At 63.1% G+C, this 25377-nt stretch carries 27 protein-coding genes; 6 read left to right on the top strand and 21 right to left on the bottom strand.

The annotated features are described in order from the left end of the window. Positions 1–6 precede the first annotated feature (6 nt). Positions 7–1191 (bottom strand): alpha/beta hydrolase, encoded by a 1185-nt coding sequence (locus tag CLU93_RS07370; RefSeq protein ID WP_180287821.1) that lies wholly within the window; start codon positions 1189–1191, stop codon positions 7–9. A gap of 350 nt (positions 1192–1541) precedes the next feature. Here CLU93_RS07370 and argJ point away from each other — a divergent pair, with 350 nt between their 5' ends. The 5 genes from argJ (at position 1542) to CLU93_RS07345 (ending at position 4836) form a co-directional block, all read left to right on the top strand. Beyond that, entirely contained in the window at positions 1542–2780 is a 1239-nt protein-coding gene (argJ, locus tag CLU93_RS07365) for a bifunctional glutamate N-acetyltransferase/amino-acid acetyltransferase ArgJ (RefSeq protein WP_099760582.1), read from the top strand. Next, complete coding sequence (locus CLU93_RS07360) at positions 2777–3658, top strand: ATP-binding protein (RefSeq protein WP_099760581.1); 882 nt, start codon at positions 2777–2779, stop codon at positions 3656–3658. Before argJ ends, CLU93_RS07360 begins: the two co-directional genes overlap by 4 nt. Continuing rightward, positions 3655–4077, top strand: a complete 423-nt coding sequence (locus CLU93_RS07355; RefSeq protein ID WP_071079372.1) for an NUDIX domain-containing protein — start codon at positions 3655–3657, stop codon at positions 4075–4077. Before CLU93_RS07360 ends, CLU93_RS07355 begins: the two co-directional genes overlap by 4 nt. A gap of 120 nt (positions 4078–4197) precedes the next feature. Then, positions 4198–4407, top strand: coding sequence for a FitA-like ribbon-helix-helix domain-containing protein (locus CLU93_RS07350; RefSeq protein WP_099760580.1), 210 nt, complete (start codon positions 4198–4200; stop codon positions 4405–4407). A gap of 12 nt (positions 4408–4419) precedes the next feature. After that, the gene (locus tag CLU93_RS07345) at positions 4420–4836 is read left to right on the top strand and encodes a VapC toxin family PIN domain ribonuclease (RefSeq protein WP_099760579.1); all 417 of its coding nucleotides are present in this window, start codon (positions 4420–4422) and stop codon (positions 4834–4836) included. A 13-nt stretch (positions 4837–4849) separates the two neighbouring features. Here CLU93_RS07345 and yacG read toward each other — a convergent pair whose 3' ends face one another. From yacG to CLU93_RS07295, 10 genes are all read right to left on the bottom strand, one after another. Further along, positions 4850–5041: a DNA gyrase inhibitor YacG gene (yacG, locus tag CLU93_RS07340; RefSeq protein ID WP_034748814.1), complete on the bottom strand. Its 192-nt coding sequence runs from the start codon at positions 5039–5041 to the stop codon at positions 4850–4852. Positions 5042–5059: 18 nt separating this feature from the next. Continuing rightward, the gene (zapD, locus tag CLU93_RS07335) at positions 5060–5815 is read right to left on the bottom strand and encodes a cell division protein ZapD (protein ID WP_099760578.1); all 756 of its coding nucleotides are present in this window, start codon (positions 5813–5815) and stop codon (positions 5060–5062) included. A 62-nt stretch (positions 5816–5877) separates the two neighbouring features. Continuing rightward, positions 5878–6525 (bottom strand): dephospho-CoA kinase, encoded by a 648-nt coding sequence (coaE, locus tag CLU93_RS07330; protein ID WP_099764281.1) that lies wholly within the window; start codon positions 6523–6525, stop codon positions 5878–5880. Positions 6526–6558: 33 nt separating this feature from the next. Further along, positions 6559–7428: a prepilin peptidase gene (locus tag CLU93_RS07325; RefSeq protein WP_099764280.1), complete on the bottom strand. Its 870-nt coding sequence runs from the start codon at positions 7426–7428 to the stop codon at positions 6559–6561. A gap of 159 nt (positions 7429–7587) precedes the next feature. Further along, entirely contained in the window at positions 7588–8178 is a 591-nt protein-coding gene (locus tag CLU93_RS07320) for a DUF2867 domain-containing protein (RefSeq protein WP_099760577.1), read from the bottom strand. Positions 8179–8195: 17 nt separating this feature from the next. After that, a complete protein-coding gene (locus CLU93_RS07315) occupies positions 8196–8585 on the bottom strand; it encodes a hypothetical protein (RefSeq protein ID WP_099760576.1) in 390 nt (129 codons plus the stop codon). 123 nt (positions 8586–8708) lie between these two features. After that, positions 8709–9923 carry an ABC1 kinase family protein gene (locus CLU93_RS07310; RefSeq protein WP_257224905.1) on the bottom strand — a complete coding sequence of 405 codons (1215 nt, stop codon included), beginning with the start codon at positions 9921–9923 and terminating at the stop codon, positions 8709–8711. Positions 9924–10051: 128 nt separating this feature from the next. Further along, entirely contained in the window at positions 10052–10783 is a 732-nt protein-coding gene (locus CLU93_RS28425; RefSeq protein ID WP_099760574.1) for a TetR/AcrR family transcriptional regulator, read from the bottom strand. A gap of 272 nt (positions 10784–11055) precedes the next feature. Beyond that, positions 11056–12252, bottom strand: coding sequence for a type II secretion system F family protein (locus tag CLU93_RS07300; RefSeq protein WP_099760573.1), 1197 nt, complete (start codon positions 12250–12252; stop codon positions 11056–11058). Between the two features lie 73 nt (positions 12253–12325). Then, a complete protein-coding gene (locus CLU93_RS07295) occupies positions 12326–13798 on the bottom strand; it encodes a DHA2 family efflux MFS transporter permease subunit (RefSeq protein WP_257224904.1) in 1473 nt (490 codons plus the stop codon). 205 nt (positions 13799–14003) lie between these two features. On the opposite strand from CLU93_RS07295, the gene CLU93_RS07290 reads away from it, so the two are divergent. Then, on the top strand, positions 14004–15158 hold the full coding sequence (locus CLU93_RS07290; protein WP_099760571.1) for a hypothetical protein: 1155 nt from the start codon (positions 14004–14006) through the stop codon (positions 15156–15158). 68 nt (positions 15159–15226) lie between these two features. Here the strand turns inward: CLU93_RS07290 and CLU93_RS07285 are convergent, their stop codons facing one another. The 10 genes from CLU93_RS07285 to CLU93_RS07240 form a co-directional block, all read right to left on the bottom strand. After that, positions 15227–16681 (bottom strand): cobyric acid synthase, encoded by a 1455-nt coding sequence (locus tag CLU93_RS07285; RefSeq protein WP_099760570.1) that lies wholly within the window; start codon positions 16679–16681, stop codon positions 15227–15229. Further along, entirely contained in the window at positions 16678–17475 is a 798-nt protein-coding gene (locus tag CLU93_RS07280; protein WP_099760569.1) for an ABC transporter substrate-binding protein, read from the bottom strand. Before CLU93_RS07280 ends, CLU93_RS07285 begins: the two co-directional genes overlap by 4 nt. Beyond that, positions 17472–18383 (bottom strand): cobalamin-binding protein, encoded by a 912-nt coding sequence (locus tag CLU93_RS07275; protein ID WP_099760568.1) that lies wholly within the window; start codon positions 18381–18383, stop codon positions 17472–17474. Before CLU93_RS07275 ends, CLU93_RS07280 begins: the two co-directional genes overlap by 4 nt. After that, positions 18380–19366, bottom strand: coding sequence for a threonine-phosphate decarboxylase CobD (gene cobD, locus CLU93_RS07270; RefSeq protein WP_099760567.1), 987 nt, complete (start codon positions 19364–19366; stop codon positions 18380–18382). Before cobD ends, CLU93_RS07275 begins: the two co-directional genes overlap by 4 nt. After that, complete coding sequence (gene cbiB / locus CLU93_RS07265; RefSeq protein WP_099760566.1) at positions 19359–20312, bottom strand: adenosylcobinamide-phosphate synthase CbiB; 954 nt, start codon at positions 20310–20312, stop codon at positions 19359–19361. Before cbiB ends, cobD begins: the two co-directional genes overlap by 8 nt. Next, positions 20306–20872, bottom strand: coding sequence for a bifunctional adenosylcobinamide kinase/adenosylcobinamide-phosphate guanylyltransferase (gene cobU / locus CLU93_RS07260; protein ID WP_099760565.1), 567 nt, complete (start codon positions 20870–20872; stop codon positions 20306–20308). Before cobU ends, cbiB begins: the two co-directional genes overlap by 7 nt. 7 nt (positions 20873–20879) lie before the next feature. Next, positions 20880–21518 carry a cob(I)yrinic acid a,c-diamide adenosyltransferase gene (gene cobO, locus CLU93_RS07255; protein WP_099760564.1) on the bottom strand — a complete coding sequence of 213 codons (639 nt, stop codon included), beginning with the start codon at positions 21516–21518 and terminating at the stop codon, positions 20880–20882. Between the two features lie 2 nt (positions 21519–21520). Further along, the gene (locus CLU93_RS07250; RefSeq protein WP_099760563.1) at positions 21521–22288 is read right to left on the bottom strand and encodes an ABC transporter ATP-binding protein; all 768 of its coding nucleotides are present in this window, start codon (positions 22286–22288) and stop codon (positions 21521–21523) included. A gap of 7 nt (positions 22289–22295) precedes the next feature. Then, positions 22296–23321, bottom strand: a complete 1026-nt coding sequence (locus CLU93_RS07245) for a FecCD family ABC transporter permease (RefSeq protein WP_099760562.1) — start codon at positions 23319–23321, stop codon at positions 22296–22298. 88 nt (positions 23322–23409) lie between these two features. Further along, the gene (locus tag CLU93_RS07240; RefSeq protein ID WP_099760561.1) at positions 23410–25281 is read right to left on the bottom strand and encodes a TonB-dependent receptor domain-containing protein; all 1872 of its coding nucleotides are present in this window, start codon (positions 25279–25281) and stop codon (positions 23410–23412) included. Between the last annotated feature and the right edge of the window lie 96 nt (positions 25282–25377).

Raw genomic sequence — 25377 nt, 5'->3', positions numbered from 1 at the left:
ATGTGTTCAGGGAAATGCCCAGTATTGCGGCGCCTGCGACGGAATGCCTTTCAATCCGCCACGGTTCCTTGCCCGTTGCCCCGTCTTGATCATGGTGGCGATATCGGTCAGCAAGACGCGGTTGCTGGCGAAGTAATCGTGTCCCATGAAGTTCATGATGACGGTCGAGGCATCGACGAATTCCATGCCGGGGATGCCGACGACGGGGCCGCGGATGTCGCCTATCCTGTCCCAGTCGGCAAAGGTGTAGGAAGCGCGCATGGCCTTGTCGTTTGCGGACGCGTACAGCGTGGTGGGGAGCTTGAGGCTGGCAAAACGGGGGGCGATCTGGTCGCGGAAGACATCGGCATTGATGTCCGGCGCCGCCAGCACCACCTGCTTGAACAGGGGCAGCAGTTCGGGGCGTTTTTCCAGCAGGTTGGCCAGGGCCACGGTCATCGGGCGGTTGCCCATGCTGTGGGCGATCAGGTAGATATCCGTGGCGGACGAGTTCTCCGCGAAGTCTGCCAGGAAGGCCTGCAGGTGTGCCTGCGTCCATTCGGCCGAATTCTGGTCGTATTCATAGCCGGCCAAGGTACCTTTCGACGGCCAGCTGTAGAACACGGGCAGGGCGCCGATATCGAGGTCGACCGCCATCTGCGCCGTGCGCCGGGCCGCGTCGTCAAACGAGTTGCTATAGCCATGGATGTAGATGAAGGCGGCGCGGCGTTCCGGGGCGGCTTGTATCCTGGCCTTGACGGTGGCGAGGAAATCCGCGCGCGACAGGCGCGTGGCTCCCTTGATCAGTACATATTTTTGCGCATTATCGCTGGAAAGGAGGGCGTACCAGGGCGGCAACGGCAGTTCACCCGGCGCTCTTTTTTCAGGGATGCTCACCACGACGCTGCCATAGCTGAGGTAGGGCGCCGCGCGGTTGGGCTGCCAGCCATAATTGTGGCTGCGGGCCTGGTATTGCCTGTCGGTGGCGTAATACACGGTGACGTGCATGGCGCCGGCTGGCGCAGTCTCGTTGCCGGACGCCAGCGTGCCACCGCTGCCGGTGCTGCCGACCAGATTGCCGAGGTTGCCGAGCAAGCCACCCATGCCCGACCATGCACTGCCCGACGGCTTGATCGTCGATGGCGGCGCTACCGCGCCAGGCGGCGCTTCAGATGCCAGTCCGGCAGAGTCGTAGTCTGTGCGCTGTGTCACACCATCCTGCACCGTACAGGCCGTCAACCACGCCAGCAGGCAAAACAGGCATAACAGACGCAGCAGACGCAACAGGCATGACAGACCCGCATCGCTATGCTGCATTCGGTTTGACTGAGCATGCGCCATGACATCCTCCCTGGCCGGTGCGATGGCATGACTCACCATCGTCCATGCCCCTACCTTAGCGCCGCCAGGTGGCATGGTTCTGATAAATCGCAAACCTGGCCACGCTGGCGACCCGCTACGGCGCAGCCGGGGCCATCGCGACTATTCACTTGCCGTATGTTCAACGGCGCCGCGAAGGCGCTACAATAGCGCTTCCCTTTTCCCTCGCAGAAGAAATCACCATGGCCGTCAATTCTCCCAAGCCCGTCGCCGCCGACTTGAAAGCCGTCGCCGGCATTGAAATCGGTGTTGCCGAAGCCGGCATCAAGAAACCCAACCGCAAGGATTTGCTGGTATTGAAACTGGCGCCGACGGCCACCGTGGCCGGCGTATTTACCTTGAACCGCTTCTGCGCCGCGCCCGTGCAAATTGCGAAAGCCAACCTGGCCGCCGTGACGGCCGGCGCCGCGCCTATCCGCGCGCTGCTGGTCAATACGGGCAACGCGAATGCGGGCACGGGCGAATCGGGCCTGGCCGATGCACAGGCCAGCTGCGCCGCGCTGGCCGAGTTGCTGGGCTGCACGCCGCAGCAAATTTTACCGTTTTCCACCGGCGTGATCCTCGAACCCTTGCCCGTGCAGCGCCTGGTAGCCGGCTTGCCGCAAGCCGTGGCCGCGCTCACTTCGGACAACTGGTTCTCGGCCGCCGAAGCCATCATGACCACCGACACGCAGCCGAAAGCCGGCTCGCGCACGCTCACCATCGGTGGCCACACGGTGACCCTGACGGGCATCAGCAAGGGCGCCGGCATGATCAAGCCGAACATGGCCACCATGCTCGGTTTCCTCGCGTTTGACGCCACCGTGGCGCAACCGGTGCTGGACCAGCTGGTGAAGCAGGCGGCCGACAAATCGTTCAACTGCATCACCATCGACGGCGATACGTCCACCAATGACTCGTTCATGCTGGTAGCGACGGGCGCGGGCAGCCTGGTCATCGATTCCATCGACTCGCCGCACTATGCGCAACTGGCCGCTGCCGTCACCGAACTGTCGACCTTCCTCGCGCAAGCGATCGTGCGCGACGGCGAAGGCGCCACCAAGTTCATGACGGTGACCGTGGAAGATGGCCGCAACGTGGAAGAGTGCCGCAAGATCGCCTATTCCATCGCCCATTCGCCGCTGGTGAAAACGGCCTTCTTCGCCTCCGATCCGAACCTGGGCCGCATCCTGGCCGCCATCGGCTACGCTGGCGTGGACGACTTGGACGTGGGTCAATTGAATTTGTACCTGGACGACGTGTGGGTGGCCAAGAATGGTGGCCGCAACCCGGACTACCAGGAGCAGGATGGCCAGCGCGTGATGCAGCAAAGCGAAATCACCATCCGCGTGAAACTGGCGCGCGGCGACGCCACGGCGACCCTGTGGACGTGCGACCTGTCGCATGACTACGTGTCGATCAACGCCGACTACCGCTCATGACCGGTCTCGATCAATTCCTGCTGCGCGCGGAAAGCTTGCTGGCGCGCGTGGAAGCGATCCTGCCGCAGGCGACGCCCGCGCCGGACTGGACCAGCTTTGCCTTCCGCTGGCGCCGGCGCCAGGGCGCGGCAGCTTATTTGCAGGCCGTGGCCCACGTGTCGAACATCGCCTTGGACGACTTGCACAATATCGGCACGCAAAAAGCGCAAATTGAACAGAACACGCGCCAGTTCGTCGGCGGCCGTCCGGCCAACAACGTGCTGCTGACGGGTGCGCGCGGCACCGGCAAGTCTTCTCTGATCAAGGCGTGCCTGAACCAGTTCGCCGGCCAGGGCCTGCGCCTGATCGAAGTCGACAAGGCGGATCTTGCCGACCTGCCCGACATCGTCGACCTGGTGGCGGCGCGCCCCGAGCGCTTCATCATCTTTTGCGACGACCTGTCGTTCGAAGAGGGCGAGAATGGCTACAAGGCGCTGAAAGTGGCGCTCGATGGCAGCATCGCCGCGCAATCGGACAATGTGCTGATCTATGCCACCTCGAACCGCCGTCATCTGATGCCCGAGCGCATGTCGGACAACAGCAGCTACAAGACGGACGACGATGGCGATCTGCATCCGGGCGAGACGGTGGAAGAGAAAATCTCGCTGTCCGAGCGTTTCGGCCTGTGGCTGTCGTTCTACCCGTTCAAGCAGGATGATTACCTCGACATCGCGGCCCATTGGCTCGCTTCCTTCGGCTGCACGCCGGAGCAGATCGCGGCAGCGCGCGGCGATGCCCTGCGCTGGGCCTTGCAGCGCGGTTCGCGTTCGGGCCGTGTCGCCTGGCAATTCGCGCGCGATTATGCTGGGAAACTACCTGCGGGAGAGTTGCCGCAATGAGCGAAGTGAAAGTGAAACCGGTCGATGTGGCTGTCGGCATCCTGATGAAGCCGAATGGCGACGTGCTGCTGGGCCAGCGCCCGGCCGGCAAGCCGTATGACGGCTATTGGGAATTTCCTGGCGGCAAAGTCGAACCGGGCGAAGCCATTTTTGACGCCTTGAAACGCGAGTTTGTCGAGGAGCTGGGGCTGTATATCGACAGTGCCGAAGCCTGGTGCGGCGTCGAATATGTGTATCCGCATGCCCATGTGCGCCTGCATTTCTATATCAGCCGCGAATGGCGCGGCGAGCCGCAAAGCCTGGAAGGGCAGGCGTTCGCCTGGCAGGGCACGGTCGGCGTGGAACCTTTGCTGCCTGCCACCATTCCCCTGCTGGAATGGCTCGACGAGGTACGCCGGGAATCGCTGGCCTCGGCCTGATGTTCAATAGTGCCAGCGGGCAGCGCGATGCTGCGCGCTGGCGCAAGCTTTCCTGTGACTTTCCTTGTATCGTGCGCGCTTTGCGCTACAGTGCTTGCATCACGCACGGGGGAGTTTCGCATGCCGCTGACACTGACCTTTACCGATACCGATGAATTGCTGATCGCCGCGCTGCACAAGCGTGCCCGCGCGCATGGGCGCAGCATCGAAGAGGAGCACCGCGACATCCTGCGCAGCGCCTTGCGGCCGCTGCCGAAGCGCCCGCTCGACGATATTTTGCGCGGCATGCCCGACGTGGGGCTGGATGCGGATTTCGAGCGCCGCCCTTGAATCAGCACGATTATGCCCGCCTATCTGCTCGACACGGATGTGATCGTTGCGGCGCGCAAGGGCGGCGCTGCGCCGGCAGGCGTGCTCACATTTTTCGAACGGGTAGCGCCTGAGGCGCGCTATGTGCCGGTGCAAGTGATCGCGCAGTTGCGTGCGGGCATACAGCGCAGCTGGCGGCGCGAAGCGGCGCTGGAAGCACTGGCGCTGGAAGGCTGGCTGGAAGCCGTGTTGGCGGAATATGCGCCGCGGCTGCTGGAATTTGACCTCGATTGCGCACTCGTGTGCGCGCGCCTGCATGGCCGCGGCCATGTGCACGGCGTCGATGGACAGATCGCGGCGATGGGCATCGCCTATGGTTTGACGGTGGTCAGCGGCAGGCTCGACAGTTTCGTGACGCAGGGACTGCGCCTGGAAAATCCGTTTAATTGAGGCTTATTGCGGCTTACTGCGGCTTGTTGTCTTCGTCTGCCAGTGGGTCTTCGAATGGATCGGCGGCGGGGATCGTGTATTTTTCCTCGGCCCAGGCACCCAGGTCGATCTGTTTGCAGCGTTCCGAGCAGAAGGGGCGGAATTTGTTGGCTTCAGTCCATTCGACTTTGGCGGCACAGGTAGGGCAGTTAACGACGGTCATGATGGGGCAAATAAGTAACAGTTAAAAATTGCAGAGCGTGAGCTCGAATGGTACATCGACTTCCAGCGGCTTGGGTTTCACATCGCCACCCTGGGTCGTGAAGCGTACCCACAGCATATATTTGTTGGCGGAAATTTCCGGGATGGCGCCGATGTTTTCATCCAGGCTCAGGCGCAGCATCTGATACACCTTGCCTTGCAGCATTTGCTGGTAGCTGCCGCCATTGGCGATCAGTTTAACGGGTCCGCCGGAATCGCGCAGCAGGCGCAAGACCAGGGCCAGCGCATCGAACAGGGGCGCCAGCGGGGCGAACCAGGCGTGGATATCGGTCAGGCGCTGCTCGGAGCTGCGTTTTTGCCAGGCAAAGTAGGAAGGCAAGTCGAATTCGCAGGCGCCGCCCGGGATGATGGTGCGGCCGCGAATACTCATCAGCCATTCATTGTCGCGGATATTCTGCCCCGTCTTGCCTTGCGCCGCCACCAGGGCGCCGCTGACACTGTCGAGTTCACCGAGGATGGCGTCCAGGGTTTCCGGCTCCACATTCGGATTGCTGCGGTAGCCCAGCAGGCTCTGGCGCTGGCGTTCGAGTTCCTGCAGCAGGTCGGACTTCAGGTCGGCGCGGCCGGCCACTTCGAGCATGTCGAAAATGGTTGCCAAGGCAACATGGTGCTGCATTGCATGCTCTTGCTGGATGAAGAACTTGAATTTGTCGTACAGGTCTTCCAGACGCAACAAGGTACGTATGCGTTCGTTGAAAGGGTATTCGTAGACAATCAAAATAATTCCCTTAAGTAAGGACCTGCAAACAATCCCGTGATTTTGAACCAAGCGTCGACAAATTACAAACGTTGCGGCCCGATTCCGGCCATTCTTTTTGAAAATGCCAGATATAAATCGTGCAACTGGGCAATCTGCGGCGCCAGGGCGGCCAAATCGCCATTATTGTCGATCACATCGTCCGCCGCCGCCAGGCGCATGGCACGCGTGGCTTGCGTGGCCATGATGGCTTTGACTTGTTCTTCCGATAAGCCATTGCGTGCCATCACGCGCGACACTTGCAGGCTTTCCAGGCAATCGATGACCAGCACGCGGTTGACTCTTTCCACCCATCCGCCGGACTCGACGAGCAGGGGCACGGCAAAGATCACATAGCTGCCCGTCGCTGCGGCGGCCGCCGCCAGGGTGGCCTGGCGGATGCGCGGGTGCAGGATGGCTTCCAGCCGGGCCTTGGCGGCGGCGTCGGAAAACACCAGCTTGCGCATTTTTGTGCGGTCGAGGGCGCCGCGCGCATCGGCGTAGTCGGGGCCAAATTCCGCCACCAGGGCCGGCATGGCGGCGCCGTTCGGTGCCGTCAGGCTGTGGGCGATCTGGTCGGTATCGACGATGGTGGCGCCGTGCGCGGCGAACAGGTCGGCCACGGTGCTCTTGCCGCAACCGATGCCGCCGGTGAGGCCGACGCTGAAATAGGGGACGTTTTGTGTTTGCATGTATTTATCCAAAGGGGCGCGGTGCTGCGCCAATCAGCCGGTCATGCCTGGTATGAGGCGCGACAGGGGCGTGCCGTACAGCAGCGCGATCAGGCCTGCCGCCGCCAGGTAGGGGCCGAACGGAATCGGTTTGTCGCGCCCCCGCCTGGCGAAGACGATCAGGCCGATGCCGACCACGGCGCCGACCAGCGATGACAACAATATGATGGTCGGCAACATGGTCCAGCCCAGCCAGGCACCGAGCGCCGCCAGCAATTTGAAGTCACCATAGCCCATTCCCTCCTTGCCTGTCGCCAGCTTGAAGGCCCAGTACACGGCCCACAGTGCCAGGTAGCCGGCGGCCGCGCCGATGACGGCGTCCTGCAGGGGCACGAAGGTGCCATTGATGTTGACCAGCAGACCTGCCCACAGCAAGGGAAAGGTCAGGTCGTCGGGCAGCATTTGCGTGTCGGCATCGATGAAGGTCATGGCGATCAGCAGCCAGGCAAACACGAGCGTGGCCAGGCCCGTCCAGCCGCTGCCGAAGTGCCAGATCAACAGGGCCGACAGCGCGCCCGTCAGCAGCTCGACCAGCGGGTAGCGCACGGAGATGGGGGCCTTGCAGGCGCTGCACTTGCCGCGCAGCAGCAGGTAGCTGATGACGGGGATGTTTTCCATGGCCGTGATGCGGTGGCCGCACGCGGTGCAGTGCGAATGCGGCAGCATCAGGTTGTAGCGGTCCGTATGCGGCAAGGGCAAGCCGCTTTCTTCCGCTACATAATTATCGGATTCGCGCTGCATCATTTTCGGCACGCGGTGAATCACCACGTTGAGGAAACTGCCGACGATCAGGCCGAACAGGGCGGCGACGAGGGCGACGGGCAAATTGCCGGGCGCGGCGAACAGCAGGGTATCTTGCAGCATGGTGGATGGGTCTGAGGTGATGATGTTGCCGCGCAAACATTGCCTGGCACTGCCGCAGTGTAAAACATCTGCCAGCACATGGGGATGTTTTGCGCAGGGTGCTGGAAACGCCTGCGCTGCCGTTAGATGGTCAATATTCGGTGAGCGGCAACAATGAGCTCACCTTTCTGGCTTGCGCTGCACCATGTCGTGCCGGTTGAGCGCGCGCTCCAACAGCGAGCGAGTCAGCAGTTTATGAAACGGCATGATGATAAACAAATAAACTCTGCCAAAGAGATTGTTTATTTTAACCAAGGTTGAAACCGTCACTTCCGATCCCTGCAGACTCGGTTGAATGCTTATCCAGATCCGAAAATCCAGATGCTTGTCGTCACCACCGACGACGACTTCAGTGCCCGTACTGGAAATAATCGGAAACATGCCTATCTTCCCCAGCCCGCGATCGTTAAAGCTGATACTTTTCTTTAGTCCCAGCGGTGCGACGATTGCGTTGCGCAGAATAATGAGCCAGGTGAGCATGCGATGCGGTTCAGCGAACACGGCGCGCCCCGCTTGTTCGGCGTCCACGTAGGTTCGATCCCCCTGACCGGAATAGCCGTCGGAGAAATCAATGCGCGTCAATCCTGACGCCGACATGGCTGTTGCCGGTGCGGCAATGAAGAAGACTTTGTTTGCTTCGTTTGTCATGAATAAAACGCTCTCTGTAAAGTGAGTGACGGTCGGACTGCGGTTGTTTTGATTGGCGCGCATGCAAAATTGGACGGGCCTCAGTGCTGGCCCGCCAGGACCGTTCTTGCCGACTGCGCGTCGGCTTTCAGTGCGAAGTAGGTCCACATTCCTCCAAGCAGATCTGCGACGCCGAAAAGAACGATGATTGGGCTGGCAAGGCCAATGGCGGCGAAGGTCGTGAAGGCCGCGAACACGAAGAGGCGCGTGTATACGGACGCGACCAGAAACGGCTTGTTTTCGTGCTTGGCTGCGACCCACGCATACACGCCAATCATGGATACGACAACGCCAAGCAAATGAATCCAGACCTCGGAGGTTGGCGGAATTTGTAAGATCGACAGCAAGAAGTTTGGCGCGACGACTAACATGGGCCCAATGACGAACAAGTAGATGGCGAATACTTTGGCGCTATACGCAGACTTGGACATGTTTTTCCTTTTCGAGAGCGTTGCCGACAGGCTTGATGGTTTCTAGGATCAAGTGCAACACGGGGTGATTGAACGGTGGTACTCGGATATTGCGCAAGCCGGATGCAGAAACGTCGTATGCATTTAATGAATCCAGGGGTTGGCGGTGCGCACACGTGCACCGAGGGTTTTGAGAAGCTGGATCAGTCCTAAATAGGCCCGGTCGACGTAGGGTAGTTCCTCTGGCAAGGACTGCAGGTGCCGAAGTGCCTGGCGCTGATGCTCGGCTGATGGGCGTGGGTATGGTGGGTGTTGCGCAAAGTCATACACCGCCACAGTAAACGGCAACTTCTGCCAGGCATGCCGCTCGGCCATTGCCGGCAGCAGTTGCTGGCAAAAGTCCTGCTCATGCAGATTCCGCCCAATCAGGCCCAAGTCCCGATAGGCCTGCTGCATGGCACTGTGGTCCGCCGGGTCGCGCAACTGTGCCGACCAAAGCGCGCTGAGCGCTTGGCAAAAGGCAGCGTCCAGCGCGCGGGTGCAGCCAAAGTCCAGCAGGCCCAGGCGGCCGTCCGGCATGAACAGATAGTTGCCCGGATGCGGGTCGGCTTGCAAGCGGTGCAGCACAAAGGTGCAATGAAAGAAGGCGTCAAACAGCAACTGACCAGCCTGATCACGTGCGGCTTGATCGGGTTCGGTCAGCAACCATTCGTTCAGATGCAGTCCCGGCAGGCGTTGCATGGTCAGCACGCGGCGTGTGGTGCGGCCCATTACCGGCTGGGGGATCACCAGGCCCGGCAGCGTGAGATGCTGTGCAAACCATTGCATGGTCTGTGCCTCGTGCAAATAGTCCAGCTCCTCAGCCAGTTTCTGTTCGATGTCATCCATCATGCGCGCGATGATATCGGCTTTGGGCATCATCTCCGAGCGTTCCCCCCAGGCTTGCAGCAGGCTGCGCAGCATACGCATGTCGCTGCCTATGGAATCCGCCATTCCGGGGTATTGTAGTTTGACGGCCACGGCCAGACCGTCGCTCATGATGGCGGCGTGGACCTGACCCAGACTGGCGGCAGCAAAGGCGATCGGATCGAATTGCTGGAACAGGGCTTGCGGATCCTGGCCAAACTCCTGGCGCATCACTTTGATCACCAACGCGCGGTTCAGCGGCGTGACCTGATAGTGGGCGCGGGCCAGTTCCTGGCGCATGCCCTCGGGTAGAAAACCGAGTTCCATGCTGAGCAGCTGCGAGGCTTTGAGTGCCGTGCCCTTGAGCTGGTTCAACGCGGCAAACAGGATGCGCCCGAGTTCCGCCTCATGTGCCACGCGGGCCTGTTCCGTTGTCGCATCGTCGCGCGTCATCGACTTGGCCTTATGGCCCAGGTGGGTCAGCCCGGCCCGCGCCACTGCCATGCCGACAATCGCGCCACGCGAAAGACGCCCGGTACGGGGCAATTGCGCAACTTTGTTCGTCCTGGTCGTGGGCCTCATCAGCGTACCCCGCCCAAGCCGCGGCGGGCCAATTGCAGCAGGTCCAGCAAGCCATTGCCGTCTTGCATCAGGCGCGCCAGCTGGCTGCGCACCAGGAAACCGCCCAGCTCCAGCAGCTTGTCCACCAGGCCGCTGCGCAAGGCTAACACCAGCACGCCCAAACTTAAATCGACCATTTGTGTGGTGTTGGAAAACTGCTCGGAGGTGTCGCGCAGCCAGTACGCAATGACGCCGTACACATAGTCGGCCAACAGTCCGGCCAGGCTGGGCTTGAAGCCGCAAGGCACGATTTCACCGGTCGTCTCGGCCTGCTCCAGCATCTGGAGGAAGGTTTGCTGGAGCAAAGGCTTGCCGGGCAGTTGCTCGCCCAACAGCAGCGTGGGCGCGCGCTCCACCATGCCGCGCGCCAGGCCCACAAATTCGCGGTCGGCCAGCAAGCCTTCCAGCAGACTCTCGACCACCAGTTGCAGGCGCTCCTGCAGCGAAAATTCGTTCTGTCCCTGCGTCTGGCCGGCCTGCGCCACCGCGTCTGCAATTGCTTGCTGAAAGTAGGCGGTTACCAGTTTCTCCTTGGTAGGGAAGTATTTGTAGATGGTGGCATCACCGACGTCGGCGGCACGCGCGATCTGCTTCATCGTGGTGCCCTCAAACCCATGCTGGGTCATCAGGTCCACTGCGGTCTGAATGATCAGCCGATGGTTTTTGGCTTGTTGGGCTTTGGAAGTACGCATGATCGAAATTTGAAAAAGAGTGGAATGTCTGGGCGGGGCACAACAATCAAGTCTGGCCCTGCCATGCAAGAAGTGCGACGGCGAGCGGGTAGCCCCACCCCTGGGATTACCTCATGCCCTACATTGCGATACGAATATACAGTATTTACTATCTATTAATTCAATATATTTTATGTTTATTGCATAGTCAATGGCTATTATTTGATAAAAAGGTGGATGTATGACCAGCATGGGTGCATGCCGGGTGTCGCTGGCAACCTGCAGGCGCGCAGTCAAATCACGGCGCCCAGCTTGAAAATCGGCAAATACAGGGCGATCACGAGGGCGCCGACCAGCACGCCCAGCACCACCATCAGCGCCGGTTCCAGCAGCGCGGAAAGGGTGGCCACCGTGGCGTCGATGTCCGCCTCGATGATCTCGGCCGCGCGCGACAGCATGGCGTCGAGCGCGCCCGATTCCTCGCCGATCAGGGCCAGTTGCGTCAGCAGCGGGGGAAACACGCCGCTGTGCTCCATGGCCAGGGCCAGGCTGCCGCCGGCGCGGATTTCACGCTCGATGCGCGTCGTCGCTTCCTGGTACAGCGCGTGGCCGGAGGCGGCGCCCACCAGGCCGAGCGAGTCGAGCAGCGGCACGCCGGCGGCAAACATGGCGGCCAGGGTGCGCGTCCAGCGGGCAATCGCCGCCTTGCGCAGGAGCGGACCGAAGACGGGCAGGTGCAATGCCCGCAGTTGCGTGTTGCGCCGCAAGGCGGGCCAGCGGCGCCAGGCCAGGTGCAGCAGCAGGCAAGCGAGCACGAGCGCCGCCAACAGAGCCAGCCAGTAGCGGACAATAAAAGCGGATAAATCCATGACGACCAGGGTGGGCAGCGGCAAGGCCGCGCCGAAGCTGTCGAAGACCTGGCGGAAGGCGGGCACGACCACGCTCATGATGATGGCCGTGACAGCGATGGCGACAAGCACGATGAGCAGCGGATACATCAGCGCGCCGCGCACTTGCCGCCGCAGGGCGATGGCCTTTTCCTGGTGCGTGGCCAGGCGCGCCAGCAAGTCCTGCACGATGCCCGCCTGTTCGCCGGCCGCCAGCAGCTTGCAGTACAGCTCGTCGAACAGCAGGGGGAACTGGCGAAAGGCTTGCTGCAGGCTGCTGCCCGCTTCGATGTCGTGGCGCAAGTCGCGCATCAGTTCGGTGACGGCGGGTTTGGCGTGGCCCTTGCCGGCGATGTCGAAGGCGTGCAGCAGCGGCACGCCGGCCGCCATCATGGTCGACAGCTGGCGCGTGAACAGCGCGATATCCTTGCGCGTGATGGCTTTGCCGGGCGCGGCGCGCACAGCCTGCACCCTGGTGGCGAGGATGCCCTGGCGGCGTAGCGCGAGCGTGGCCGCGCTGGCGTCGGCGGCGCGCAAGATGCCATCGACCGCCTGGCCATGACGGTCCGTGCCCTTCCATGCAAAGCGCCGCTCGGCCGCCATGTGCACCTCCTGCCGTCACCGTAGCAGCGTCAGGAAAAAGCACCAGCGGCGCCGGCGGCAAGCTTGAGGTGGCTCAGCCTTTTGTGGTTTGTACTTCCGTCTGCACAAGGGCCTGGGCCTTCACGTCGGACGCCTCTTCCTCGTCGCCGTCGGTGCCCTTGCTGATGCTTTCTCCATCGTCGCGGCGCAAGGTCCAGAAGGTCAGCGAGGACAGTATCGTCAGGGCCGCCAGGGTCAAAAAGGTGTGGTGCAGGGCGGTGCTGAGCATGGCGCGGTCCGACTGCGGCATGTCGCCCAGGTACCAGCCCGTGATCAGCGAACCGAAGGCCAGGCCAAAGCTCATCGACAGTTGCTGCATCGAGCTGGCGATGGTGCTGGCCATGCTCGAATCGCTCTTGTCGACATCGGCATACGCGATGGTGTTCATGCTGGAAAATTGCAGCGAATTGAAAAAGCCCAGGCACAGGCTGATGCCGACGATCACGTACAGGGGCGTGCCCGCGCCCACCTGCGAAAACATGGCGATGGTGATGCCGATCAGCACGGTATTGACGATCAGCACCTGGCGGTAGCCGAAGCGGGCCAGCACGCGCGCGGAAATGAACTTCATGCCCATGGCGGCCGCCGCCGACGGCATCATCAGCAAGCCCGACTGCCAGGCGGGCAAGCCCAGGCCCAGCTGGTACAAGAGCGGCAGCAGGAAAGGCAGGCCGCCCACGCCCAGGCGCGTGACGAAGCCGCCCACCACGGAGACGCGGAAGGTGCGGATCTTGAACAGGGTCAGGCGCAGCAGCGGGTGCAGCACTTCGCTCGAATGCCAGGCATACGCGGCCAGCAGGCTGATGGAAATGAACAGTAGCACGGCAAACGAGGTGCCGTCGATGCGGTGTTCGCCGAAAATTTCCAGCAGCCACGACAGCAGCGCGATGCCCGTGCCAAACAGCACCAGGCCGATCAGGTCCAGCGGACGCGGCTTGTCGCCATAGTAATCGGGCATGTAGCGGTGCGCCAGGTACAGCGCTGCCAGGCCGACGGGCACGTTGACAAAGAAAATCTCGCGCCACGACAGCCAGTGCACGATCAGCCCGCCCACCGTGGGCCCTAGCAGGGGCCCGATCAGGGCGGGGATGATGACGAAATTCATGGCTGCCAGCAATTGCGACTTGGGAAAGGTGCGGATGATGGTGAGCCTGCCCACCGGCATCATCATGGCCGCGCCCACCCCTTGCAGCAGGCGCGCGGCGACCAGCATGGGGGCATTCACGGACAGGCCGCACAGGATGGAGGCGAGGGTGAAGATGGCAACGGCGGCCGAAAATACGCGCCGCGTACCGAAGCGGTCGGCCATCCAGCCGCTGATGGGAATGCACACGGCCAGGCTCAGGATGTAGCTGGTGACGACGGCTTTCAGGCTCAGCGGCGTCACCTGCAGGCTGGCGGCCATGGCGGGGATGGCAGTGTTGACGATGGTGGAGTCGAGTTGCTCCATGAACAGGGCAGTGGCGACCACCCAGGGAAGGTAGCTTTTAATCGGGGAACTGGTCATGGATGCGAGCCTGAGGAGGAAGAACGGAGCCGACAGTACGATGAATTGTCACATAAATGGCGCCGGCGTGCCGCCCGCGCCCGTCTTTCTGGCAGCGTGCAGGGGGCGGCGTCCATGGAACATTTGTTCCATGGCAATAGATTGCGGACAAGGCTAGCATGTGTTTCTGGCAGCTCCGCCTCCTCTTTCCCGAAAGTCACGCCACATGAAAAATGCACTTACGTTCCTTGTCCTGGGCGCAGCCCTGTCCGCATGCGGTGGCGGCAGCGATAGCGGCACGCCGGAAACCCCCGCCAAGCCACCCGTCGTGGTGACGCCTCCCGTCGTCCCCGCCGACAGCGTGACGGTGGCATCGGAAGCCGTGGCGAAAGAGGCTGGCCTGAATGTCATTGCCGGTGCCAGTGCTGACGAAAGCGTGTATGACGTGGCCGCCGATATCGGCGACACCTGGCGCATCACGTTTGACAGCGTCAAGAAAACCTATGCCATCCGTGTCTTGTCGACGCAGTTCGGCTTGAGCGACCGCAGCGGCACCTTCAGCGCTACCACCAGCGGCAATTTGACCACCTACACGGCGACAGATTTCAGCGTTACCGTCGATGCGCGCACGCGTCTGCTGTCGGGCAATATCAAATTGGGCAACATGGCTTCGACCGTCAGCGGCAGCGGTTATGCGGTGAGTGACGTGGCCAAGCTGGCCGGCAACTATATTTTCCTGGGGTCCATGCGCAATGCGTCGAACGGCGCTTTCCCTTTCCATCCGAAAGGCACTCTCAAGATCGCAGCCGACGGAGCGGCCCAACTGTGCAATGGCGGCGTGTTCAACGCGCAAGGCGTGTGCTCTGCGGTATCGCCGCAGCTGGAAGCGGAAAACGCCAGCCTGACCCTGGTCAAGGATGCGAAGACCGGCTTGCTCGTCGCCCGCCAGGGTGGCCAGGACTTCGGCATCGTGCACGTGCACGCGGGGGACCGGGGGCTGGCGCTGTTCATCGACCGCTACGGCCGCAACCAGGAAAACGTCCTGCGCGTGGGCACCATCGTGGCGGCCAAACAGCAAAAGATCGGTACGGAACTCAATGGCAGCTATGCCTGCGCGGCGTCGGGCATCAGCGCGAACATCGTCGTTGCCGGCAGCACCGCCACCCTGACGAATAACACGACCGGCAAGACGCATGCGGAAACCATCACCATCAACAAGCTGGGTCTGGGCGCGCAAGCCGTCGATTTCGATGGCGTCGCCGTGTTCAAGGACCCGGCCGATGTGCCGGCCGATTATTCGATGTTCATGCCCGTGTCGTCGAGCATGGCAGTCGAGTTTTCGACCGACCGTTCGTACATGGGCATGTGCCTGAAAAAATAGCCGCTAGCGTTTGATCTGATCCAGCAAGTAGGTCGGGTTAGCCGGTACGGCGTAACCCGACATCCCCATCAGCGTGGCAATCGTTCCAGTGCATCCAGCAGCGGCAGCGCCGCGTCGGCGATGCGCTCCAGGCTGGCCTCGCGCAGGGCGGCGGTGTCCACCGTGTGGCCGGAGTCCAGCCCCGCCCAGCGCAGCAGCGCCGAACATGCGGCGGGCGTGTCGAACATGCCGTGCAAATAGCTGCCCAGGATTTGCCCGTCGCCCGATACGGCCCCTTCCGGCCGTCCATCGATCATGAACGCCGGCTGCCGCAGGGCGGCGCCCTGCGAGACGCCCATGTGGATTTCATAGCCGGCCACGCGCGCATCGTCCGCGCCAGCAAACGCGCAGTGGCCGCGCACCTGTTGCAGCCGTTTTTCCGCCGTCAATTCAGTCACCATATCGAGCAGGCCCAGTGCCTTCGATTCTCCAGCCATCCCTTCCACGCCCAGCGGGTCGCACACGCTTTGCCCCAGCATCTGGAAGCCGCCGCAAATGCCGATGACCTTGCCGCCGTAGCGCAGGTGCTTCGCCAGATAGGCGGGCCAGCCCTGCTGCTGCAGCCAGGCCAGGTCGCCGCGCGTGTTCTTGCTGCCGGGCAGGATCACCAGGTCGGCCGGCGGAATCGGCTGTCCTTGCTGGATGAATTGCAGGTCGACGCCGGGATGGGCGCGCAGCGCATCGACATCCGTGTGGTTGCTGATGCGCGGCAGTTGCGGCACCAGCACCTTGAAGGCGCCGCGTTCTGTCTGTATCGCGTCGACGGCGTCTTCCGCGTCGAGGAACAGGCCTTGCAGATAGGGCAGCACGGCCAGCACGGGTTTACCCGTCTGCTGCTCCAGCCAGTCGATGCCCGGTTGAAGCAGCGAGATGTCGCCGCGGAAGCGGTTGATGACAAAGCCGAGGATGCGCGCCCGCTCGCTGTCGGACAAACACGCCAGGGTGCCGATGATGTGCGCGAAGACGCCGCCACGGTCGATGTCGGCCACCAGAATCACGGGACAGTCGACGGCTTCCGCAAAGCCCATGTTGGCGATGTCGCGCGCGCGCAGGTTGACTTCGGCGGGGCTGCCGGCGCCTTCGACGATGACGGCGTCGTACTGCTGGCGCAGGCGCGCGAACGATTCGAGCACGGCGCCCATGGCGATGGTTTTATATTGCTGGTAGTCGCGCGCATCCATCTCGGCGCGCACCTTGCCATGGATGATCACCTGCGCGCCCGTGTTCGACGACGGTTTTAACAGTACCGGGTTCATGTCCGTGTGCGGCGCGATGCCGCAGGCCAGTGCCTGCAAGGCTTGCGCGCGGCCGATTTCTCCGCCGTCCGCCGTCACGGCGCTATTCAAGGCCATGTTTTGCGGCTTGAACGGCGCTACCGTCACGCCGCGGCGCATCAATAATCGGCACAGGGCTGCAACGACGGTGCTCTTGCCCGCGTCGGACGTCGTGCCTTGCACCATCAGGAAGGGGAAGGGGGTGTTCATGGCTGGCGCTCCTGCCATTGCGCGATGATGTCGCTGATCTGGCGTAACCCCTCTGTAATGGCGGCCGGACCGGGCGACAGGATATCGGGCGACTTGATCTCGAACAGCATCTGGTTTTTCACGGCGGGAATCGCATCCCAGTCCGGACGTGCCGCCAGTTGCGCGGGCTGGAACTTCTTGCCGCACCAGCTGGCGATGATGATGTCGGGCGCGCGCCGCACCACGGCCAAAGGATCGGCGATGATGCGTTCCCTGGCGCCCGGGTGCGCGGACAATTCCGGGAAGGCGTCCGTGCCGCCGGCGATGCCGATCAATTCCGCCGCCCAGCCGATGCCGCTCATCAGGGGATCATTCCACTCTTCAAAGTACATCACGGGCTTGCGCGTCCAGGCTGCGGCGCGGGCCCGGGCGGCGGCGATGTCCGCGCGCAGGCTGGCGATCAGTTCGCGGCCGGCGTCCTCGCGTTGCACCAGCGCGGCAAGCACGGCGATCATGCGCAGGATGCCGTCCACCGTGCGCTGGTTGAATTGGTGTACTTCGATGCCAGCCTTGACCAGGTCGCGGCAGATATCGGCCTGCATGTCGCAAAAGCCGATCACGAGATCCGGTTTCACTGCCAGTATGCGTTCCAGGTCAGCGGAGGAAAAGCCGCTGATCTTGGTCTTTTCCTCGCGTGCGCGGGGAGGGCGCACGGTAAAGCCGGAAATGCCTGCAATGACGTCTTCGGCACCCAGCGCATACAGCGTTTCCACGGCTTCCGTCGACAGGCAGGCGATGCGCTGATAGTGACTCATGGCGCCGTCTTGGCTGCGGGAGCGCTGCGGCGCTGGCGGGCCACTTCCAGCTGTTCGCACATGGCGGCCGTGCCTTCGATCATGCGCGGGCCGGCGCGGTTCAGCAGGTCGCCATTCAGGCGGAACAGATTATTCCTGCGCACGGCCTTCATCGAGGGGAAGGCGCGCCACATGGCCAGGCCGCCTTCGCTGCGCGGATCGCTTTTTTCGCTGGTGCCGAAAATGGCTTCCGGGTCTTCCTGCAGCACGCCTTCCGGCGTGACGACGGGCGCCACCACCTTCATCGCGGCAAAGATGTTTTGCGCGCCGCACACGCGCATGGAGTCGCTGATGATGCTCGCGCCGCTCAAGGTGTACAGGGGCTTGTCCCACACCTGGTAAAACACGCGCACGGGCGGGCGCGGCGCATACTGGGCCGTCAGGCTGGCCAGTTTGGCGCGCAGCTGCGCGGCGGCCGGCTTGGCGACTTTTTCCGTGCCCATCAGCTGTCCCAGGCGTTCCATGCTGTCCGGGATGTCGGCCAGCTTGCGCGGCTCGCTGTGATAAATCGGTACCTTCAGCTGGCGCAGCATGGCGATCTGGCGCTCGGCGCTGCCATGCATCCACACGACGATCAGGTCCGGCTTCATGGCGATGATGCGCTCCATGTCGTACTGGCGGTTGTCGCCTACCTGCGGGATTTTTTTGGCCGCTTCCGGATAGTCGCTATAGCTGACGACACCGGCGATTTTCTCGCCGCCACCGGCTGCGAACAGCAGCTCCGTGACGTGCGGCGCCAGCGCCAGGATGCGCTGCGCGGGCCTGGCCAGGGTGACGACATTGCCATCGTCATCGCGTACGGTGATGGCGGCATGCGCCTGGGTCGAGATCAGTGCCGCCAGTAGCAGTGCTGTTTTCAAGTGGTTCATAGCTTCTTCCATGTGGTCAGTGCCTGTTCCAGCTGGAGCCAGGCGTCTTCGTTCGGCGGCAAACCCAGGCGGATGCCGTAGGCGGCGTGGCGGAACAGGCGCACCCAGATGCCCTGCTGCGCCATGTGGTGCCAGAAGGCTTCGGCGTCTTCTTCCGGCCACCATTGAAACAGCGCGCAACCGCCGCTGGCGATGCCGTGGCTGGCGAGCAGCTGGCGCAGGCGTTCGCCTTCTTCACGCAGGCGCAGGCGCATCGCATCCTGCCAGGGCGCGTCGGTCAGCGCGGCCAGGGCCACTTGCTGCGCCGGGCCGCTGACGGTCCATGGCCCCAGCATGTCAGCCAGCTTGCTGAGCAGCTCGGGATGAGCGGCGACAAAGCCCAGGCGCAGTCCCGCCAGGCCAAAGAATTTGCCGACCGAGCGCAGCACGATGAGTCCCGGCTGGCCCGCGTGCGGTCCCAGGCCGGCTTGCACCTGCGTGTCGCCAAACGCTTCATCGACCACCAGCCAGCCGCCGCGCTGGGCCAGCCTGTTTGCCCAGTCCAGCAGCACTTCGGGCGCGATGTGCGCGCCGGTGGGGTTGTTCGGGTTGCAGACAACCATCACGTCGCAGCTGTCCACCGCATTGGCCAGCTGCGCATACGGTACATGCCGCAAGTTGTGGCCGTGCTGGCCCCAGTGGTGCGCGTGTTCCGCGTATGAGGGCGAGGCGACGACCACACAGGATGGCGCGCGCAGCCGGGGCAATGCCTGGATGGCCGCCTGCGTGCCGGCCACCGGCAGCATGGCTGGCGCGTGATAGTAGGCACAGGCGGCGGCGGTCAGCGCCGGGTTGCTTTCCGGTAGGCGGTGCCAGGCGCTGGCGCTGCTGGCGGGCACGGGATAGCCGTGCGGATTGATGCCGGTCGACAGGTCGATCCAGTCGGCCAGTGGTCGACCATATTCGCGCGCGGCGTCGCGCAGGTTGCCGCCATGTTCAAGCAAAGTATTTCCCCCGCAGGTAATACAGCCCGGCCAGCAGCGCCACCCAGATCAGCCACAGCACGGCCGTTTCGGCCACCAGGCGCCAGGCGCGGTCGATGTCGCGCGCTTCGGCCGGACGGCCGGCGCCCAGCGGCGGACGGCGTTCCAGCTCGCCGTCGTAGATGGCGTCGCCACCCAGGGCCAGGCCGAGGGCGCCGGCGCCGCTGGCCATCACGGGGCCCGCGTTCGGGCTGCCCCAGCTGGGGGCCTGGCTGCGCCAGCAGTGCCAGGCGCGCCGCTTGTCCGCCATGGTCTTGCCCAGCAAGACATAGGACAGGGCCGTCAGGCGCGCCGGCAGGTAATTCAATATGTCGTCGATGCGTGCGGCGCAGCAGCCGAACCAGTCGTAGCGTTCGTTGCGGTAGCCCCACATGGCGTCGAGGGTATTGGCCAGCCTGAATAGCACGGCGCCGGGGCCGCCTGCCACGGCAAACCAGAACAGGGTACCGAAGACGGCATCATTGCCGTTTTCCAGCAAGGATTCCGTGCTGGCCTTGGCCAGGCTGGCCGCATCGGCGTTGGCCGTGTCGCGGCTGACGATGCGCGCCGTCAGCAGGCGCGCGTTGTCCAGGTCATTCATGGCCAGGGCATCGGCGATCGGTTGATTGTGGTCGCGCAGGCTGCGCAAGCCCAGGCACAGATACAGCAGGAAGACGTGCAGGGCCGCACCGGCCAGGCCGCACAGCCACCAGGCGGCATAGCTGATCGGCAGTACGGCCAATACCCACGCCAGCGCGCCGCGCAGAAAACGCCCACGGCCCCGGTTCAGCAGGCGTTCGAGCGCGCTGGCGATGCGGCCAAAGCCCACCAGCGGATGCCAGCGGCGCGTCTCGCCCAGGATCAGATCGAGCAGTACGCCGGCCGTCATCAGGCCTGCCAGCATGGGCAGCGACAAGCCGCTCAGCATGGGGCGCCTTTCAGGTGCAGGGGCAGGCCGGCGGCGACAAACACGGCCCTGTCGCAGATGGCCGCCACGGCCTGGTTCAGACGGCCCGCTTCATCGGTGAAGCAGCGCGAGATGGCGCCATACGGCACGATGCCCATGCCCACTTCGTTCGATACCAGAACAAGGTCGCAGCCGGTATCGCCAATTTCGGCCAGCGCGTACAGCAGGTGCGCGCGCTCGCTGTGGAACAGTTCGGGCAGGGCGATGTCGCCCACGTCGGGATACGTTTCGCCGCTGGAAAACATCAGGTTCGTCAGCCACAAGGTCAGGCAGTCGACCAGCAGCAGGCGCCCAGGCAATGCTTCCCGCAGGATGGCGTCGCCCAGGCGCAGCGGTTCTTCCAGTGTCGCCCACTCGGCCGGGCGCTGCGCACGGTGGTGCCTGACGCGCGTGGCCATTTCCTCATCGCCCGCCTGCGCGGTGGCGATATAGACGACTTCCTTGCCCGACTCGCGGGCCAGCTTTTCCGCATAGGCGCTCTTGCCGGAACGGGCGCCGCCGAAGACCAGGGTGCGCGTCATGGCGCTGTTACCACTCGGTGCCGATTTGTGCGCCGATGCCGGCCGCGTACGCATGCTTGACGACGGCCATTTCGGTGACGGTGTCGGCGATGGCGATCAATTCGTCCGGCGCGCCGCGGCCCGTGATGACCACGTGCTGCATCGCCGGGCGTTCCAGCAGGTCGGCGATGACCTTGTGCACGTCGAGGTAGTTGTATTTGAGGGCGATATTGAGTTCATCGAACAGCACCAGGCCATAGGCTGGGTCGGCCAGGAAGGTCTTCGCCTGCTCCCATGCCAGTTCGGCTTTTTCGATGTCGCGTTCGCGGTTCTGCGTTTCCCAGGTATAGCCTTCGCCCATCGCATGAAAGCTGATCTCGTCTGGGAAGCGGCGCAGGAATTTTTCTTCGCCCGTCGACATGGCGCCCTTGATGAACTGCACCACGCCCACCTTCATGCCGTGGCCCATGGCGCGGATGGCCATGCCGAAGCCGCTCGAACTCTTGCCTTTGCCATTGCCCGTATTGACGATGATGATGCCGATTTCCTTGTCGGCCTTGGCGATGGCCGCGTCGATGATGGCCTTCTTGCGCTCCATGCGCACGCGGTGGCGTTCGTTGATAGCTGCGGTATTGGCTACGGTGTCCGCGTCGATGTTATCGCTCATGTTTAATCCTCTTTGGGTATGAATATCTTGCGTTTGCCGTGGGCGATGATCTCGATCGGGTGGCCCAGGTAGTCGCCCAGGATGGACGCCTGCATCACTTCGGCCACGGGGCCGGCCAGCCAGCCGCCGTCGCCCATCAGCAACAGCGCGTGGGTCGAGACGCTGTGTGCCAGGTTCAGGTCATGTCCCACCATCACCACGGTTTTATTCTGTTCGCGGCACAGCTTAGCCAGCAGGCCCATGACGCTGACCTGGTGCGCCAGGTCCAGCGCATTGGCCGGTTCGTCCAGCAGCAGCAAGGGCGTATCCTGCGCCAGCATGGCGGCGATCGCCACGCGCTGGCGTTCGCCGCCGGACAGGCTGCGCACGTCACGCTCGGCCAGGTGCTCCACTTCCATCGATGCCAGTGCCGCCAGGGCGATACTCTGGTCGTCGCTGCCTTCCCAGTAATGGTTGTCGTGATACGGGTGGCGCGCCGACAGCACGGTTTCGACGACGCGGTACGAGAACGCATCGTGGCGCGCTTGCGCCAGGAAGGCGCGTTCACGCGCCAGCTCCTCCAGCGGCCAGTCGACCAGGGCGCGGCCCTGTATCGTCACGTGGCCCGCATCGGGTTCGCGCAAACCGGCCAGCGCGCGCAGCAAGGTGCTCTTGCCCGCGCCATTGCGGCCGATCACGCTCCAGCATTCGCCATCCCTGATGTGCCAGGCGAGGTTTTCCACCAGGCAGCGCGTGCCCGCTTTCAGGCCGAGTTGGTAGGTGCGTATCATGCTTTTTTCATCCCCTGCGCAATCGATGCAGCTGGTACAGGAAGACGGGCGCGCCTATCATGGCTGTCACCACGCCGACGGGCAGCTGCAACGGTGCCAGCACGGTACGCGCCAAGGTATCGGCCAGCACCAGGAATGTGCCGCCGGCCAGCGCGGCGGCCGGTATCAGCAGACGATGATCGGGGCCGCAGGCAAAGCGCAGCGCGTGCGGCACGATCAGGCCGACAAAACCCACGCTGCCGGCGCTGGTGACGGCGCTGGCCGTGAGCAGGCCGGAACAGAAGAACAGGCCCTTGCGCAACGCTCCCACGCGTACGCCCAGCGTGCTGGCCGCTTCCGCGTGCAGGGCCATGACGTTCAGCGAGCGCGCGCAGCGCAAGGCAAAGACAAGGGCGCCGGCCAGGACCAGCCAGGGCATCAGCCGCGCGGGCGCGCCGGCCAGGTCGCCGATCATCCAGAACACCATGCTGCGCAAGCGGCTTTCCGGGGCAATCGACAGCATCAGGGTGACGATGGCCATGCAGGCCGAGGCCAGGATCACGCCCGTCAGCAGCAAGAGCGAGGCGCCGCCTTCGGCAGCCGTGCCGCCGCGCAGGTCGCGGCGGGCAAAAAAATACAGCAGCATCGATACGCCGACGGCGCCGGCAAAGGCGGCCGCGTCGACCACCCACAGCGCGCACATGAACAGCAGCGCGGCCAGCGCGCCGACGGAAGCGCCGGCGGAAATGCCCAGCACGTACGGGTCGGCCAGGGGATTGCGCAGCAGCGCCTGCATCATGACGCCGGCCAAGGAGAGCGCCGCGCCGGTGACAAACGCGGTCAGCGCGCGGCCCAGGCGCAGGTCGAGCAGGGTGGCGGCGAGGGTATCGGACTTGCCCTGCACCACATGGAACAGGGCGGAAGGCAGGTCGGCGAGCGGGATCGCGATCGAACCGATCATGCCGGAGAAAATCAGGCTGGCAATTGCGCACACGATCAGCACCGTGAGGATCACGGTGGCGCGGTGGCGCATGTTGCGGAAAAATGGGTGCATGTACTGCCTTAAAAACGGGGACCGCAGAACTGCATCTGCGGGCGACGGCGGCATGCCATCGCCCGCAGCTTACATCATTACGACGGGGTTATTTCATGCCGTAGCGTACGCCGACGAAGACTTTCGAGCCGGGTGTCGCGTAGAAGCGGGCCAGTTCGTAATCCTTGTTGGCGATGTTATTCCAGCGCGCCAGCACCGACCAGTCGCGGGTGAACTGGTAGGTGGCGTACAGATTGACCAGGCCATATCCGCCCAGGACGTTCTTGTTGGCGGCATCATCGAAACGCTTGCCCGACAATTGCCACTCGGCGCCCGACGTCAGCGCGCCCGCCGTGTAGTCGACGGCGAAGTTGGCGTGTTGCTTGGCGCGGCGTACCAGTTGCTTGTCCTTGGTTTCATCGCGCGGGTCTTGCAGGTCGATGTTGCCGCTGACGTTGAAAGCGCCGAACTTGCGTGCGCCAGCAATCGTCAGGCCTTCCAGCAGCGCCTTGTTGACGTTGTAGGCGCAGCCGTAGCCGGTGAACAGTGGATCGGGACAAGGCGAGGCATTTACCAGCAGGTCGCTGACCTTGTTGTGGTAATAGCTGGCGCTCAGTTTCGACACGCCGTCGTCGTAGCGCAGACCCACTTCGGCGTTGCGGCCCTGTTCCGGCTTGTTCGTCGCCAGGCCATAGCCCGGGTAGTACAGCTCATTGAAGGTCGGTGCGCGGAAGCTGGTGCCGTAGCTGGCGCTGGCGCGCAGTGCGTTGGTGATGCGGTAGCCGTAGGCGACGCTGCCCGTGTTATGCGTGCCGAATGCCGAGCTGTCATCACGGCGGCCGCTGATATTGAACAGATGCGCGCCGCGCACCATGTTGTACGCTGCCGCGAAGGATTTCGTATGGCGTGCGCCCGTGACTTCCGGCGTGGTGCTCGATGTGACGTCTTCATCGCGGTAGCTGGCCAGCAGTTGCAGGTTGTCGCGGCCGAAGCGGATGTCATTTTGCCAGGTCAGGTCGGTCTGTTTGGTGTTGATCTGGCTCTTGCTCCACGAATCGGTGCCGCCATCATTGCCGGCCTTGTCGCGCGCTTCCGCATAACGCAGTTCACTGGTCCAGTTGGGCAGAAATTCGTTCTTCGTGAAGACCGAAATGTTTTCCAGTTTCTCGTTGCTGCGTGCATCGTAGCCAGGACCGGCGTCATACTGCGCTTTCAGTTCGCTATTCAGGAATGTCAGGCCCACTTCATGGCCTTTGGCCATCTGATAGCCGAACTGGCCGCTGAAGCTTTCCTTGTCGTAGCCGTCTTTGTCCGGGTTGTAGGTGTATTCAGGCGATGCACCGAGTTTCGAAGCCGAGAAACCATCCGATTTTTCCTTGCCAGCTGCCAGCGCATAGCTGAAGCTGTTCGGACCAGCGGTGGAGCCGGCCACTTGCGCTTCGACCTGGCGCGTGTTGTTGCTGCCGTAACCGGCGAAGGCGGAGACGCGCGTGGCGCCATCGCCTTTTTTCGTGAAGATCTGGATCACGCCGCCGATGGCGTCCGCACCGTACATGGTGCTCAGTGGACCATAGACGATTTCAATGTGATCGATGCTGGAAAGGGGCAAGGCGCTCCAGTTGGCCGTGCCCAGGGTGGACGAGCCAATGCGCACACCATCAACCAGCACGATATTCTGGTTGCTGTTCGCACCGCGAATGAATACGCTGGCAGAGGTGCCTGCGCCGCCGTTGCGTGCCACTTCAATGCCGCGTTGTTTTTGCAACAGGTCGACAATCGAGCTGGCGCCAGAACGCGCGATGTCTTCCGAGCTGATGGTCTGCGTATCGCTCAAGACTTCGCTCAGGTGTTGCGGGTAGCGGCTGGCGGTGACGACGATCGGATCGAAGGTATCTGGCGTGGCTTGGGCGAAGGCGGCAGGCGCGGCAATGGCTAGCGCGAGCGACGTGAGGGCCGCGTGGCGGGAAACAGCATGGGTCATGATAATTTTCAGTAAGTAATATGCAACCAGCCGACGTCCCCGTAGGCCAGATTGAACAGAAGTGGGAACTGACGATGACGATCGAAGATGGCCATG

Source organism: Janthinobacterium sp. 35, assembly GCF_002754575.1.
In the GTDB taxonomy this organism is placed as follows: Bacteria; Pseudomonadota; Gammaproteobacteria; order Burkholderiales; family Burkholderiaceae_D; genus Janthinobacterium; species Janthinobacterium tructae.
The sequence above is the reverse complement of the archived record's forward strand: the minus strand, read 5'-3'. Positions and strand labels throughout refer to the sequence as shown.

Bases quoted from the DNA above. Each gene is read 5' to 3' on its own strand.
- argJ (WP_099760582.1), top strand. From the start codon at position 1,542: ATGGCCGTCAATTCTCCCAAGCCCGTCGCCGCCGACTTGAAAGCCGTC.
- CLU93_RS07360 (WP_099760581.1), top strand. From the start codon at position 2,777: ATGACCGGTCTCGATCAATTCCTGCTGCGCGCGGAAAGCTTGCTGGCG.
- CLU93_RS07355 (WP_071079372.1), top strand. From the start codon at position 3,655: ATGAGCGAAGTGAAAGTGAAACCGGTCGATGTGGCTGTCGGCATCCTG.
- CLU93_RS07350 (WP_099760580.1), top strand. From the start codon at position 4,198: ATGCCGCTGACACTGACCTTTACCGATACCGATGAATTGCTGATCGCC.
- CLU93_RS07345 (WP_099760579.1), top strand. From the start codon at position 4,420: ATGCCCGCCTATCTGCTCGACACGGATGTGATCGTTGCGGCGCGCAAG.
- coaE (WP_099764281.1), bottom strand. From the start codon at position 6,525: ATGCAAACACAAAACGTCCCCTATTTCAGCGTCGGCCTCACCGGCGGC.
- CLU93_RS07325 (WP_099764280.1), bottom strand. From the start codon at position 7,428: ATGCTGCAAGATACCCTGCTGTTCGCCGCGCCCGGCAATTTGCCCGTC.
- CLU93_RS07320 (WP_099760577.1), bottom strand. From the start codon at position 8,178: ATGCGCGCCAATCAAAACAACCGCAGTCCGACCGTCACTCACTTTACA.
- CLU93_RS07315 (WP_099760576.1), bottom strand. From the start codon at position 8,585: ATGTCCAAGTCTGCGTATAGCGCCAAAGTATTCGCCATCTACTTGTTC.
- CLU93_RS07310 (WP_257224905.1), bottom strand. From the start codon at position 9,923: ATGACGCGCGACGATGCGACAACGGAACAGGCCCGCGTGGCACATGAG.
- CLU93_RS28425 (WP_099760574.1), bottom strand. From the start codon at position 10,783: ATGCGTACTTCCAAAGCCCAACAAGCCAAAAACCATCGGCTGATCATT.
- CLU93_RS07300 (WP_099760573.1), bottom strand. From the start codon at position 12,252: ATGGCGGCCGAGCGGCGCTTTGCATGGAAGGGCACGGACCGTCATGGC.
- CLU93_RS07295 (WP_257224904.1), bottom strand. From the start codon at position 13,798: ATGACCAGTTCCCCGATTAAAAGCTACCTTCCCTGGGTGGTCGCCACT.
- CLU93_RS07290 (WP_099760571.1), top strand. From the start codon at position 14,004: ATGAAAAATGCACTTACGTTCCTTGTCCTGGGCGCAGCCCTGTCCGCA.
- CLU93_RS07285 (WP_099760570.1), bottom strand. From the start codon at position 16,681: ATGAACACCCCCTTCCCCTTCCTGATGGTGCAAGGCACGACGTCCGAC.
- CLU93_RS07280 (WP_099760569.1), bottom strand. From the start codon at position 17,475: ATGAGTCACTATCAGCGCATCGCCTGCCTGTCGACGGAAGCCGTGGAA.
- CLU93_RS07275 (WP_099760568.1), bottom strand. From the start codon at position 18,383: ATGAACCACTTGAAAACAGCACTGCTACTGGCGGCACTGATCTCGACC.
- cbiB (WP_099760566.1), bottom strand. From the start codon at position 20,312: ATGCTGAGCGGCTTGTCGCTGCCCATGCTGGCAGGCCTGATGACGGCC.
- cobU (WP_099760565.1), bottom strand. From the start codon at position 20,872: ATGACGCGCACCCTGGTCTTCGGCGGCGCCCGTTCCGGCAAGAGCGCC.
- cobO (WP_099760564.1), bottom strand. From the start codon at position 21,518: ATGAGCGATAACATCGACGCGGACACCGTAGCCAATACCGCAGCTATC.
- CLU93_RS07250 (WP_099760563.1), bottom strand. From the start codon at position 22,288: ATGATACGCACCTACCAACTCGGCCTGAAAGCGGGCACGCGCTGCCTG.
- CLU93_RS07245 (WP_099760562.1), bottom strand. From the start codon at position 23,321: ATGCACCCATTTTTCCGCAACATGCGCCACCGCGCCACCGTGATCCTC.
- CLU93_RS07240 (WP_099760561.1), bottom strand. From the start codon at position 25,281: ATGACCCATGCTGTTTCCCGCCACGCGGCCCTCACGTCGCTCGCGCTA.